Genomic DNA, 13,233 nt, shown 5'->3' on the forward strand with positions numbered 1-13,233 from the left:
ATGAAGTTTGTCGATACCACGCTCAGGGATGGTCATCAATCGCTCATCGCCACGCGCATGTCTACGAGCGACATGCTCCCCGCGCTCGAGGCGATGGACCAAGTGGGTTTCTATTCGCTCGAGATGTGGGGAGGCGCGACCTTCGATGTGGCGGTGAGGTTCCTCAACGAAGATCCCTGGGAGCGTTTGCGAAAGATCAGGGAGAAAATCAAAAACGCGAAGCTTCAGATGCTCCTCAGGGGTCAGAACCTGGTGGGTTACAGGCACTACGCGGACGACACGGTGAGACTCTTCGTGAGAAAGATGGCTGAAAACGGAATGGACATCGTCAGAGTCTTCGATGCGCTCAACGACGAACGCAACCTGATGGTGGCCATAGACGAAGCGAAGAAGTGCGGTATGCACGTACAAGGAGCCATTTCTTACACGGTGAGTCCCGTGCACACGCTCGAGTACTATCTGGACTACGCTGAAAAGCTCGTCGAACTCGGAGTGGATTCCATCTGTATAAAGGATATGGCGGGCTTGCTCAGCCCCAGGGACGCGTACAGGCTGGTGAAGGCACTCAAAGAAAGGTTCGCCCTGCCCGTGGACGTTCATTCGCACTGCACCTGCGGTCTCGCACCACTCAATTACCAGGCTGCCATCGATGCTGGTGCGGACATCATAGACACGGCACTTTCTCCTTTCGCACTCGGTACTTCCCAGCCACCGTTCGAACCCATCTACTATTCTTTGAGCAAAGAGGGCCTGCTCCCGCCACCGAAATGGGACCTGCTGGCCTTTTTGAACGAGCACTTCACGAAGGTGAGACAGAAATACGCACAGTACGATGTGAACATGACGAGTATAGATTTCCGTGTTCTTCAGGCCCAGGTGCCTGGAGGCATGTATTCGAACATGATAAAGCAGTTGCAGGAACAGAAGATGCTCCACAAACTCTCTCAGGTGCTCGAGGAAATACCGAGGGTGCAGAAAGATCTGGGTTATCCTCCGTTGGTCACACCAACCAGCCAGATCGTCGGTGTTCAGGCCGTGCTCAACGTGCTCACCGGGGAGAGGTACGCGAAGGTGACGCGCGAAGTGAGGGATTACGTGAAGGGTTTGTACGGAAGGCCTCCGGCACCGATCGATCCGGAGCTTGTTAAAAAGATCCTGGGTGACGAGAAGCCCATAGACGTGAGACCGGGAGAGATCATAGAACCTGAGGTCGAGAAGGCCAGACAGCAGATAGGATTGCTCGCGAGGAACGATGAAGACCTTCTGATCTACATCATCCTCGGTGAAGTCGGCAAGAAGTTCTTGCAGAAACGGTACTTCGATCAATTGAGGATCGACCTCGAGCTGGTTAAGGAGTTGGAAGCTCCCGTGCATCCAGTATGATCGTAGGTATCGGTGTCGACGTCGTCGATATTGAAAGGATCGATGAAAAGCTTTCGACGAGGATCCTTGGCGAATTCGAGCTGAGAGAGTTTGAATCCACCACCAACAAGAAACAGTTCTTAGCGTCGCGTTTCGCCGCGAAGGAAGCGTTTTTCAAGGCGCTCGGCACAGGCGTCAGGGATTTTTCCTTCAAGGACGTGGAAGTGGTACACGACAAGTTTGGAAAACCCGTGCTGCTTTTCCACAGAGATGTGCACTTCAATTTCGTGCATGTGAGTCTGTCTCACGATAGGGTCGCAATGGCGATGGTCGCGCTCGAGGAGAACGAAGGTCACATCTACATAGCGCTCGGTTCGAACCTGGGTGATAGGCTGAAGAACATCGAACGTGCCTGCCATCTGATGGAATCTTCGAACATAAAAATATTGAAAGCTTCACCCATTTATCTGACGAAACCGTACGGTTTTGTCGATCAGCCAGATTTTTTCAACTGCGTCGTGGAGGTTCAAACACGACTCAGCCCCTTCCAGTTGCTTGATACGCTTCTCGAGATAGAGAGAGCCATGGGCAGAGTCAGAGAAAGGAAATGGGGGCCGAGGACGATAGATCTGGACATCATCCTGTATGGAAATCTCGTTCTGAAAACAGAAAAGCTCACGATACCCCACTACGATTTGGTCAACAGACAGTTCGTGCTCAGACCACTTTTGGACATCGCCGATGTGGATCACCCACTCGAAGGAAAACTGAGCAGCTTCCTGAGAGAAGGTGAAGGATGTCAACTGATGACGAGATTCTGGCTCAGTTGATGGAAATCGAAGCCGAACTCGACAGAGCGCTGGAACAGGAAGATTTCGAACGCATGAACATGCTTTTAGAACAGCGCGAGATGCTGCTCAGGATGCTTTCGAAGATTCCAGAAGAACTCGCAAACAGGATAATCGAAGCTGACAACAGGAGGATGGAAAAACTGAAAGCCTTCATGGAAGCTATGAAGAATCAGGCGCTTCAAACTCGAATCTCGCAGAACGCTCTGAAAAGTTACTCTCCTCGGCAGAACGATCCGAGCTTCGACGAAAGAAAATGAAAGCGGGGCTTTCGCCCCGCTTTCTTCATGGATATATGCCTCTCAGTTTCACGGCCTTCGCCACTCTGTCGATCGCCACGATGTAGGCTGCCGTTCTGAAATCTGTGTTGTACTTTTCTTTCGTCTTCGCCACCTCGGCGAACGCGGCCCTCATCATCTTGGCGAGCTTGTTTCTCACGTCGTCCAGATCCCAGAAGAACGACTGCAGATCCTGCACCCACTCGAAGTAGGAAACGGTCACTCCACCCGCGTTGGCCAAAATGTCTGGGATGATCGTGACACCTTTCGAGCGCAGGATCCTGTCCGCTTCGGGTGTGACTGGTCCGTTCGCACCTTCCACGATGAGTTTGGCCTTGATTTTGTCTGCGTTCTGTTCGGTGATGGCGTTCTCCAGAGCGGCCGGGATGAGTATGTCCACGTCGAGTTCGAACAGTTCCTCATGCTTGATCCTCTGGGCTTTCGGGTAACCTTCGATGAGTCCCTTGTTGCTGTCTCTGTAAGCGATCAGATCGTTGATGTCCAGTCCTTTTGGATCGTAGTAAGCAGCCGAAACGTCGCTGACGGCGACGATCTTCGCACCGAAGTCTTCCTGGAGTACCTTCGCGGAGAACGAACCCACGTTACCGAAACCCTGCACCGCCACCGTGGCCTTAGAGATGTCCTTACCCAGCAGTTTGCAGGCCTCCGCTGTCACCACCGCAACGCCTCTACCCGTCGCTTCGTTTCTTCCGACTGAACCTCCCAGCTCCACGGGCTTACCCGTCACGACACCGAGTGCGGTGTAACCCACGTGCATACTGTAGGTGTCAAGGTACCACGCCATGACCTGCGGGTTCGTGTTCACATCCGGTGCTGGTATGTCCTTGTGTGGACCGACGAACTGTGATATCTCGAAGAAGAATCTTCGAGACAATCTTTCGAGTTCGCCCTTCGACAGTTTGGACGGGTCAACCTTCACACCGCCCTTGCCGCCACCGTACGGCAGGTTGAGCAACGAGCATTTCCACGTCATCCAGAAAGCGAGCGTTTGAACTTCGTCGAGCGTCACGTTCGGATGGTACCTTATACCACCCTTGGCTGGACCGAGCGCCGTGTTGTGCTGACATCTGTAACCGACGAACATTTCGACTCTGCCATCGTCCATGAGAACTGGAAATTCCACGATTATGGTGCGCTGAGGTCTTTCGAGGAATTTCTGAATGTTGGGATCCAGTTGCATGACACGGGCAGCGTTCCTGAAGACCTCAAGCGCCTGTTCATAAAGAGACCTTTCCATCGAAGGACCTCCCTTCACGTAGGGTGGATGGAGCTCATCGGGTCATTCGTGAATTAGTTCACAATTGAATTTTACCACCAACTCCAGGATAATGAAAGTCTCGCAAAACCAGACTTTTGCCTTTATTCGGTTTCTAAACGTAACGAAACGTGTCTTATCTTTCTAATCTCTTTGAAGCTCGAGTATGCACACGTATGCTCTATTTGTTACCGGATCATTCAACTCTTGACCAGAAGGCTTCAATGATGATAATCTAATATTACGGAGGTGGTACTGTGAGGAAGTTTCTGATCGTGGTGCTGGTTCTCACGGCGTTCTTGGTCTTCGCACAGGCGAAACTGACCATATGGTGCTCGGAAAAGCAGGTCGACATACTCCAGAGACTCGGCGAAGAATTCAAAGCGAAATACGGGGTCACGGTGGAAGTGCAGTACGTCAACTTTTCGGACATCAAGCCGAAGTTCTTGACGGCCGCGCCTGAAGGTCAGGGTGCGGACATCATCGTCGGTGCACACGACTGGGTTGGGGAACTCGTTGCCAACGGCTTGCTCGAACCGATTCCGAATTTCCAAGAGCTGTCGCAGTTCTTCTCGAGTGGTTTGAGCGCTTTCTCTTACGGTGGTAGGCTCTACGGTCTTCCGTACGCGCTCGAAGCCATCGCGCTGATCTACAACAAAGATTACGTGCCTGAGCCACCGAAGACCGTCGAGGAAATGATCAAGCTCGCGAAGCAGATCGATCAGGAATTCGCCGGTGAAGTGAGAGGGCTCATCTTTCCACCGACGACGTTCTATTACGTGGTACCGTTCATATTCGGTTACGGTGGATACGTCTTCAAAGACACGCCGACCGGGCTCGATGTCAAGGACATAGGGCTGGCGAACGAAGGGGCCATAAAAGCTGCCAGACTCCTCAAGCGTTTGGTGGACGAGAAGATCATAGATCCCGCGGACAACTACCAGATCATGGATTCGATGTTCAAAGAGGGCAAGGCTGCGATGATAATCAACGGACCGTGGGCGATCAAGGACTACAGGGATGCCGGCATCGATTACGGAGTCGCTCTGATACCTGAACCTGAACCGGGCGTTGTGGCCAGGCCGTTCGTCGGAGTGCAGGGCTTCATGGTCAACTCCAAGTCGCCGAACAAACTGCTGGCGATAGAGTTCCTGACCAACTTCATCGCCAAGAAAGACACCATGTACAGACTGTACCTCGCAGACCCAAGGCTTCCCGCGAGGAAGGACGTGCTGGAGCTCGTCAAGGATAATCCCGACGTGGTCGCGTTCACTCTGAGCGCGGGCAACGGCATACCCATGCCGAACGTGCCGCAGATGGGATTCGTCTGGGGTGCGATGGACGACGCCCTGAACCTTATAGTCAACGGTAAAGCCACTCCAGAGGAAGCCATGAAGAACGCCGTCGAAAGGATTAAAGCACAGATTCAATGAGATCTTGCCCGGGGCTCACGCCCCGGGTTTTTGGAGGCGGGCGTGTGATCGGACTGAAGAGGTTCTTGAGTCTTTGCTTCATCGGGCTTTTGAACGTCTTCTTTTTTTGGATCGCCTTTTTCCTCCTCAGCAACGCCTATTACGTGCTGGGTGCATTCTTTCTGGGGCTCGTTTTTTTGATCGATTTCTTCATCTTCAATCCGAAGGGTTATCCTTACAGGTACGTTGCCCCGGCGCTGGTTTTACTCACCATACTGGTCATCTATCCCATCTACTTCACCGTGAAGACCGCTTTCACCAACTACGGAACGGGACACTACATGTCCAAGGAAGAGGCGATCGAAAGATTGCTGTACGATCCGGTGTACACGTATCAGATCGAGGACGAAGCCGTCGAATACAAAGTCTTCCTCGCCTACGACGGTCTGACACCGATCTACGATGACTTCTTACTGCTGTTCAAGATAAATGGAGAAATCTTCATAGCGGAAAAACCCGTACCGGTGAAGAAAAAGGGAAGAGAAGTCCTTTTGAGTGAAGCTCAACTCTCAGCTGTTGAGGGTACAGATTATCAACTTGTTCCGAGGTCTGAGGAACTCTCAGAAATCAGGATGATCACTTCTGGAGAAAAAACCTACAGGGCCTTCTACTCGCCGCGCGAAGAATTTCTCAGACTGAACGCACCCGTGTTCAAAAGCCGCATCGCGCAGTTTTATCTTCAAAAAGCTGACTTCGTTCATCCAAGTGGGAACAAATACGCTCTGAGAATAGATCGAACGGGAGAGTGGAGTTTTCTCAGGATAGAAAGACTTTACAGGCTCGATCTGATTCAAATCATGGAAAACGACAGGCCGAAGACCAAGTTGGTCGTCGTGAACAACAGAACGAACAGGCCCTTGATCGAAAGAGAAGGATCTTTCTACGATGTGAACGAGAAAGGTGAAGAAATCTACCTGATCGGTTATATAGACTTCGTCGGCTGGAAGAACTTCGTGAGGGTCTTGCGAGATCCGAGGATCGCGGGGCCGTTCCTTAAGATCTTCGCCTGGACCTTCCTCTGGGCTCTGTTGAGTGTCGTGTTGTCTCTGGCTGTCGGTCTGCCTTTCGCTCTGGTCCTGAACGATCCGAAGTTGAAGGGGAGAAACATCTACAGAACTCTGCTCATCGTCCCGTGGGCGATACCTGTTTTCATATCGGCGCTCGTGTGGAGAAACGGACTCCTCAACGAAAGCTATGGAGTGATAAACAAGTTCCTCCTCCCAGCGCTCGGGCTTCCTGCGATAAAGTGGATGAACGATCCTTTCTGGGCGAGAGTAGGAGTTTTACTCGTCAACATCTGGCTCACCTATCCTTACATGATGACGATCTCACTCGGTGCGCTGCAGGGCATTCCTTACGAGCTGTACGAAGCCGCGATGATCGACGGGGCAGGAAAGATCAAACGCTTCTGGAACATAACCTTCCCGTTGCTCATGACGGTCATCGCACCACTTTTGGTGAGTAGTTTCGCTTTCAGCTTCAACAACTTCACGATCATCTATCTGATCACGGGTGGAGGTCCACCGATACCTGGTTCAACCACGCCCACGGGTTACACCGACATACTCATTTCGTACGTCTACAAACTCGCATTCCAGGCAGGAACGGGTCAGGACTTCGGCCTGGCAGCGGCCATATCGATCCTCATCTTCTTCCTCGTGGGTGGTATCAGCTACGTCAACTTCAGGTTCTCTGGCGTCTTCGAAGAGGTGGGAAGATGAAACTCCACGTGCACGTGATACTGATCATTCTCATCGTCGTCATCCTTTTTCCGACTGTGTGGGTAGTGACGACGTCCCTGAGAAGGGACGAAGCCGCCTTCTCAACGGAGCTGTTTTCGAGCAGACTCACGCTGCAGAATTACATCGATCTTCTCTTTCCCGAACAGAACGTGCCGGTCCTCGTAAGAGAACTTCAGAAGCTCGTTTCTCGGGTCGAACCGTACGACAAACTGAGCTTGCCACAGGCCCGGTGGAAAGCGGATGAACTGCTCAAGAAGTTGAGAAGGTACCTCGATGAATCCAACAGGAGGAACGAGCTCGCGAAGAATGCCTACAAAGATATTGTGAAGATCTTCGAGGAAGGTGCCGACCGTGTGAAACAGACAACGCTGAGCGATTTGAAGCGGGTCGAAGAAACCGTTGCTGAAAGACAGGATGAGTTGAAGATCGATGAGGATGAACTCGCGTTCGTCCTGTACGAAGTGCTGAGCAAAGAGAGATTCAATTCTCAGCTTGAAAAGACCCTGCGTTCCACAGTTGAAGAGCTGACGAGCGTCAGGATCGAAGATGAAGAGTCCTACTCGCTCGCTTTGGAAGCTTTGAAAAAAGCTTACGAGGAGCTTGGAGGATCGGCCCTGAAGGAGCTCGAAACGCTGACCGCTCAGCTGTCCTCACTCACAGCCGAGATAGATTCGATGAGAAGGTCCTTAGAACCTCTGCAAAGGTCTTTCGTCGAGGTTCAGATCCTTCTGAAGGGGGACGTTTTGACCGAGCTTCAATCGCTCAGCATTGCGATAGATGCCCTGACGAGGATGAAAGATTCGCTCGTGCGAACGACTGCAAAGAGCGTTTTTCCAGTGGACGACTCTGCTTTCCTGAAAAGCGTGAAAGATGTCAGCAGTCGTTTCGAGCTTCTCTCGACTGGGCTGGAAGGTTTCGAAGATCTCTCAGAAGTTGAGAAGGTTGCCCAAGCCCTCTCCAAGAAACTGCTCGCGCTCATTGAGGTGGAACCAGAACAGAAAAGTTTGAAGGTGTACGGGGACATGGTGAAGGCCTACGATGAGATCAGGCCAAGGTTGGAGAGACTGTGTGACGATATGGAGAATGTGCTCGATCGTTACACAGACTACGTTTTGAAGATCAGAGAAACGAACGAATTGTTGGCGCTGAAAGAATCTCAGTTGCAGCAGTTGAGACAAAGGATGGCTGATCTCCAGCAAAGAAAAGAATCGATCGGAGCTAAGCTCGCCGAGGAAAGGGCCTGGTTACAGCTTGAGATTTTCAAAGCTGAGCTTGCTGTGAGGACCTCCACGGTTGAAACGATCAAATCTTTATCCAGAACTGACCTTCTGCGCTATTCAGCTTTGATCACCTGGCTGAGGAACTTTTCAAACTCCTACGAACAGAGCGACAAAGTTAAGGAAAGTGTGAGGAAGGTTATCAACGACCTGAAGTGGATCGAAGACTACAGAACGTTCATTAGCAGGTTCGAGAACTATTCGAAGAACTACGATCAGACCATCGAAGAATTCGAGCATGTGCTGAGCGACTTTGAAAAGATCTACACCGATCTGCTGTCACTCTCCCACAGTGGTGTTTTCGTGAGTTCGGAGCACCTGTCGAGGTTGCTCGATTTGGTCAAACTCGACTTCGTGAACAAGGTCCGTGCGGATCTCGCCGTCGTCTCGCGCAAGAGTGGCGACTTGATGAAGCTTTCGCTCTTTCCGAACGCACAGAAACTCTACCGCGAGGTGGACAAACAGCTCTTCAGGATAGACCAGATCTGGAAAGAGAAAATGAAGCATTACTTTTCTCGCTGGGTGCTCAATTCCATCATCGTTTCAACCATCGTCGCCTTGATCACAACCTTCGTCTGTGCCACTGCGGCCTATCCTTTCAGCAGGATGCGCTTCGTGGGCAGAAGGTATGGTATTCTGAGTTTTCTCCTGATCCAGATGTTTCCCGGTGTGATATTCATGATCGCGATCTACAACCTGCTGAACTTCCTTGGAAAGTTCGTGCCGATGCTCGGTATCGATACGATAGGTGGTCTCGCTCTGGCCTATCTGACGAACATAGCCTACAACGCTTATTTGATCAAGGGCTTCTACGATCTGATACCCGCTTCCTTGGAGGAGGCTGCGATAGTTGACGGTGCGACCAAGTTCCAGAGCTTCTACATGATCGTGCTTCCGCTCGCAAGGCCCATACTCATCGTGGTCTTCCTGTTGACGTTCATCGGTACGTTCAACGAGTACGTGGTCGCGAGGATCGTGCTCCAGAACGTTCGAAACTACACCTACGCGCTGGGTTTGCAGTCTTTCGCCGTGGGTCCGTACGAGACAGAGTGGGGATTGTTCACCGCTGCAGCCCTGCTCGGAATGCTGCCCATGGTGATACTGTTTTTGGCCATGCAGAGGTATCTGGTTAGCGGGCTGACGAGAGGGGCGGTGAAGGAATGAAGGGCATCTGGAAGGTGGGTGTGATCGCTTTGATGCTTTCAAGTCTGATCTTTGCGTCTGAAAAACCTTTCATCCTTGGCGTGGACGTTTCTATGCTTTACGAGATCGAAAGGCTGGACGGACGCTTCTACGAAAACGGTGTCGAAAGAGATTGCCTCGAGATACTGAAAGATCACAACGTGAACTGGATCAGACTCAGGATCTGGAACGATCCGACCGACGAATCAGGAAATCCCCTGGGCGGTGGTAATTGCAACCACGAGAACATGGCCGAGCTGGCGATCCGGGCGAAGAGGCTCGGCATGAAGGTCCTGATCGATTTTCATTACAGCGACTGGTGGGCCGACCCGGGCAAACAGAACAAACCGAAGGCGTGGCGAGACCTTCACGGTGAAGAACTGAAAAATGCTCTGTACGACTACACGAAATTCGTGCTCGAGTACATGAAACAGAGAGGCATTCTCGTGGACATGGTGCAGGTGGGAAACGAACTGAACAACGGCTTCCTCTGGCCGGATGGTCAGATATCCGGTCCTGGGGGTTTCGACAGCTTTGCCGAGCTGCTTAAAAGCGCCATAAAGGCGGTTCGAGATTTCGATGCAAACATTCCCATCGTTGTACACCTGGCTGAGGGTGGGAACAATTCACTGTTCAGATGGTTCTTCGACGCACTCGTCGAGCGGAACGTCGATTTCGACATCATCGGGGTTTCGTACTATCCTTACTGGCACGGTACACTCGAGGAGCTGAGCCACAATCTGAACGATATCGCACGCCGCTACAACAAGGATGTGCTGATCGTCGAAACGGCGTACGCCTGGACGCTGCAGGATGCGGACGGTCATCCGAACATTTTCGGCGATGAGAATTTGCAGTGGACCGCAGGTTACGTGGCCAGCGTTCGGGGTCAGACGAGCTTTCTCAGGGACCTGATAAAGGTTTTAAAGCAAGTTCCTGACGGCAGGGGTTTGGGCTTGTTCTACTGGGAAGGCGCGTGGATTCCCGTGAAAGGTGCGGGCTGGAAAACGAACGAGGGCAATCCGTGGGAGAACCAGGCGCTGTTCGATTTTCAGGGAAGCGCGCTTGAAACTTTGAGTGTTTTCCGCAACTACGACGTTCTGCTCGAAGAACAGGCAGAACCTGTTCGAGCATACCCACTCGCTTTGAACGTGGTCGCAACCCAAGAGATCCAGCTTCCTGAAAGAGTTAAAGTACTGTTCTCGGACGATTCCATCAGATCGTTACCTGTGATCTGGCAGGTGAAACTTGAAGAATTGAAACAGGCTGGTGAACATCGCATCATGGGAAAGATCGTCGGTTTCGATACACCCGTTGAAGCCACAGTGATCGTTAAAGAGCCGACGAACCATCTTCTGAACTGGAGTTTCGAGACCGGCACTTTCGAACCGTGGCAGGTGGAAGGTGACAGACAGGCCGTCAAGGTTGTGCGTGCCAGCCCGCCACAGAACGCACACCATGGCGTCTATGCGGTGAACTACTGGCTGGATAAACCCTTCGAGTTCGAGATGTACCAGATCGTGCGCGATCTTGCCGAAGGAACGTACAGGCTGTCTGTGTGGATTCAGGGTAGTGGTGGAGACGATGTCGAGCTGTCGATCAGTGAACACGGAGGCGAAAAGGTTTCTGTCAGAATAGAGAACAGGGGATGGCTCCAGTGGAACCATCCCGTTGTACAGGTCCGAATCACGACGGGTACGGCCAGGATCAGTCTCCACGTGAGAGGTAAAGCCGGGAACTGGGGCTGGGTCGACGAATTCGAGTTGATCAGGGTGAAGTGATCTGGCGTTTCAAACTTTTCTTGAACGTACTGACCCCGGTGATGAGCCTGTCACTGTTGAAGATCTTCACGTTGATGGCGAGCAGTGCATCGGCTAAAATGAAATTGTACAGATTGCCGTAGATCACGATGGAGTAGTTATCGAAGATCACGTTTCTCATTGCGATCGTCGCGTGGGTGAAAGGAATGGCAAAAGTGACGATCCTCAGGGCCATTGGCATGGTGGAGAAGTCCTTGAACATGGTCAGCATCATGCTGAAGAGCGCGAGCGCCACCAGCGGGAAGGTCAAGACCTGAGCACTCTTGAAGTCTTTCGAGATCAGGCCCAGGAGCATGGCCATGCTTATACCGCACATCAAAGCGGAGAACACGGACAAACCAACGAGGACGTAATCTGTTATGTTCATGGTCGCATCGAGCGGGAAAGATGAGGGCATCTCGAAGGATTTCATGTAGAAACTGAAGCCGATCATGTAGATCGTCGCCATGATGAGCCCGGAGATCGTTGCCGCGAGTGTCTTCGCCATGAGTATGTAACTTCTGGGCACTGGCATCGTCAGGAGCGTCTCGAGCGTCTTGTTTTCTTTCTCGAGTCCCATCGATGAGATCACGGTCGTCCCTGACATGATGATCAGCATCATGATGACGACAGACACGATGATCCATCTGTTCGTGACGTAGCTCAAAAGTTGTGAAGTTGAAACTCCTTCCATGAGCTTGCCGAGATACATCGTGGCTTCTTCCTTGCTCACCGGATCGAGAACAAATGCGGGATTTTCCACACCGTACTGGGCGAGCAGTGTCGTGGTCAACTGTTTTTCTAAGGCGTTCAAAAAGGCGTTGAAGCTTTCGGATGGAACCGAATCCATTATGCCCAGCCCCATCAGGAGTGAGATCACCTTGATCTTCGCCTGCTGTTTCGATCTGAGCCTTTCAGTGAAATCCTTCTCCAGAACGAGTAGCGCGGCGCCCCTTTTTCTCTTCAACTCTTCGATCGCTTCTTCCATACTTTGACCTCTGTAAACCACGTTCGCATAAGCTTCGATGGCCCCTTCAACAGCTTTCGAGAATTCTCCTTCGTCTAGGTTCACGACGGCGACGATCGGTTTCTTTTTGATCTCTTCTGTGATGTTGCCGACGCTTTTACCTATCGAAGCGTAGATGACGGATATCGCAACGATCGAGATCAGGCTCGATACAGTTAGAATCTCCCTCAATTCCTTCTTCAGAAGGTTCAAGAACATCGCTGGACCACCTCCACGAACACTTCCTCGATGTTCGAAGCGGAGTATTTCTGCTTCAATTCCTCCGGCTTTCCCACTTCGACGATCTGCCCGCTGTTTATCAGCGCGATCCTGTCACAGAGCAACTCCACTTCGAGCATGTTGTGGGAAGACAAAAGGACAGTCCCTCCTTCTTTGGCAAAATCCCTTACGATGTTTCTCATCTCTCTTGCGTTCAGCACGTCGAGGCCAGAGGTGGGCTCATCGAGGATGGCGAGCTTCGGGTTCACCATCAGCGCACGAGCGATCAGAAGTCTTCGGGTCATGCCCTTGCTGTAAGTCGACACCTTCGAACGCAGCCTGTCGTCGAGACCCGCTATCTGAACGCCCCTATCCACCATCCTTCGGAACTCTTCTTCATTCTTGGCAAAGAAACGAGCAACGAATTTCAGATACTCCAGCCCCGTCAGTTCCCTGTACGCACCTGCGTCTTCCGGCAGGTAACTGATCAACTTCCGAACTTCGTGCGGTTCTTTCTGAACGTCGTGACCGAAGACCTTCACCGTACCTTCGTCGGGCTTCAGAAGAGTGGACACGATCCTGAGCGTGGTCGTTTTACCAGCCCCGTTCGGTCCAATGAGTCCGAAAATTTCCCCCTGCTCGATCTGGAAACTTATCCCCTTGAGTGCCTCTATGGGGCCGAACCTTTTCTTGAGTCCAGCGACTTCGAGAACCATTTCCACACCCCCTTGTGATTCATTATAGAATTTCTGCATGTTTCAAAGCAGAACAA

The 13,233-nt window shown here is 51.8% G+C and carries 10 protein-coding genes; 7 read left to right on the plus strand and 3 right to left on the minus strand.

The window, feature by feature from the left end; all coding sequences use genetic code 11:
* From TSP01S_RS02765 to TSP01S_RS02775, 3 genes are read left to right on the plus strand one after another with little or no spacing between them, the layout of a single operon-like run.
* Positions 1-1,383, plus strand: a complete 1,383-nt coding sequence (locus TSP01S_RS02765) for a pyruvate carboxylase subunit B (RefSeq protein WP_041076270.1) — start codon at positions 1-3, stop codon at positions 1,381-1,383.
* Positions 1,380-2,192, plus strand: a complete 813-nt coding sequence (gene folK / locus TSP01S_RS02770; RefSeq protein WP_041076272.1) for a 2-amino-4-hydroxy-6-hydroxymethyldihydropteridine diphosphokinase — start codon at positions 1,380-1,382, stop codon at positions 2,190-2,192. The genes TSP01S_RS02765 and folK overlap by 4 nt, the downstream gene beginning before the upstream one ends.
* The gene (locus tag TSP01S_RS02775; RefSeq protein WP_052463472.1) at positions 2,159-2,470 is read left to right on the plus strand and encodes a hypothetical protein; all 312 of its coding nucleotides are present in this window, start codon (positions 2,159-2,161) and stop codon (positions 2,468-2,470) included. The genes folK and TSP01S_RS02775 overlap by 34 nt, the downstream gene beginning before the upstream one ends.
* Before the next feature lie 25 nt (positions 2,471-2,495).
* On the opposite strand, the gene TSP01S_RS02780 is transcribed toward TSP01S_RS02775, so the two are convergent.
* The gene (locus TSP01S_RS02780; RefSeq protein ID WP_041076275.1) at positions 2,496-3,746 is read right to left on the minus strand and encodes a Glu/Leu/Phe/Val family dehydrogenase; all 1,251 of its coding nucleotides are present in this window, start codon (positions 3,744-3,746) and stop codon (positions 2,496-2,498) included.
* Between the two features lie 275 nt (positions 3,747-4,021).
* Between TSP01S_RS02780 and malE the strand changes: the two genes are divergently transcribed.
* The 4 genes from malE to TSP01S_RS02800 are packed head-to-tail and all read left to right on the plus strand — an operon-like array spanning position 4,022 to position 11,218.
* Entirely contained in the window at positions 4,022-5,197 is a 1,176-nt protein-coding gene (gene malE, locus TSP01S_RS02785; protein ID WP_041076277.1) for a maltose/maltodextrin ABC transporter substrate-binding protein MalE, read from the plus strand.
* A 44-nt stretch (positions 5,198-5,241) separates the two neighbouring features.
* Positions 5,242-6,957, plus strand: a complete 1,716-nt coding sequence (locus TSP01S_RS02790) for an ABC transporter permease subunit (RefSeq protein WP_052463473.1) — start codon at positions 5,242-5,244, stop codon at positions 6,955-6,957.
* The gene (locus TSP01S_RS02795; RefSeq protein ID WP_041076279.1) at positions 6,954-9,419 is read left to right on the plus strand and encodes an ABC transporter permease subunit; all 2,466 of its coding nucleotides are present in this window, start codon (positions 6,954-6,956) and stop codon (positions 9,417-9,419) included. Before TSP01S_RS02790 ends, TSP01S_RS02795 begins: the two co-directional genes overlap by 4 nt.
* Positions 9,416-11,218, plus strand: a complete 1,803-nt coding sequence (locus tag TSP01S_RS02800) for a glycosyl hydrolase 53 family protein (RefSeq protein ID WP_041076281.1) — start codon at positions 9,416-9,418, stop codon at positions 11,216-11,218. Before TSP01S_RS02795 ends, TSP01S_RS02800 begins: the two co-directional genes overlap by 4 nt.
* Here TSP01S_RS02800 and TSP01S_RS02805 read toward each other — a convergent pair.
* Positions 11,205-12,461: an ABC transporter permease gene (locus TSP01S_RS02805; RefSeq protein ID WP_041076283.1), complete on the minus strand. Its 1,257-nt coding sequence runs from the start codon at positions 12,459-12,461 to the stop codon at positions 11,205-11,207. The genes TSP01S_RS02800 and TSP01S_RS02805 overlap by 14 nt on opposite strands.
* Entirely contained in the window at positions 12,452-13,177 is a 726-nt protein-coding gene (locus tag TSP01S_RS02810; RefSeq protein ID WP_041076285.1) for an ABC transporter ATP-binding protein, read from the minus strand. The genes TSP01S_RS02805 and TSP01S_RS02810 overlap by 10 nt, the downstream gene beginning before the upstream one ends.
* Positions 13,178-13,233: the final 56 nt, after the last annotated feature.

This window comes from Thermotoga caldifontis AZM44c09, from assembly GCF_000828655.1.
GTDB lineage: Bacteria > Thermotogota > Thermotogae > Thermotogales > DSM-5069 > Pseudothermotoga_A > Pseudothermotoga_A caldifontis.

Bases quoted from the DNA above. Each gene is read 5' to 3' on its own strand.
- TSP01S_RS02765 (WP_041076270.1), top strand. From the start codon at position 1: ATGAAGTTTGTCGATACCACGCTCAGGGATGGTCATCAATCGCTCATC.
- TSP01S_RS02800 (WP_041076281.1), top strand. From the start codon at position 9,416: ATGAAGGGCATCTGGAAGGTGGGTGTGATCGCTTTGATGCTTTCAAGT.
- TSP01S_RS02795 (WP_041076279.1), top strand. From the start codon at position 6,954: ATGAAACTCCACGTGCACGTGATACTGATCATTCTCATCGTCGTCATC.
- TSP01S_RS02780 (WP_041076275.1), bottom strand. From the start codon at position 3,746: ATGGAAAGGTCTCTTTATGAACAGGCGCTTGAGGTCTTCAGGAACGCT.
- TSP01S_RS02805 (WP_041076283.1), bottom strand. From the start codon at position 12,461: ATGTTCTTGAACCTTCTGAAGAAGGAATTGAGGGAGATTCTAACTGTA.
- folK (WP_041076272.1), top strand. From the start codon at position 1,380: ATGATCGTAGGTATCGGTGTCGACGTCGTCGATATTGAAAGGATCGAT.
- TSP01S_RS02775 (WP_052463472.1), top strand. From the start codon at position 2,159: ATGTCAACTGATGACGAGATTCTGGCTCAGTTGATGGAAATCGAAGCC.
- TSP01S_RS02810 (WP_041076285.1), bottom strand. From the start codon at position 13,177: ATGGTTCTCGAAGTCGCTGGACTCAAGAAAAGGTTCGGCCCCATAGAG.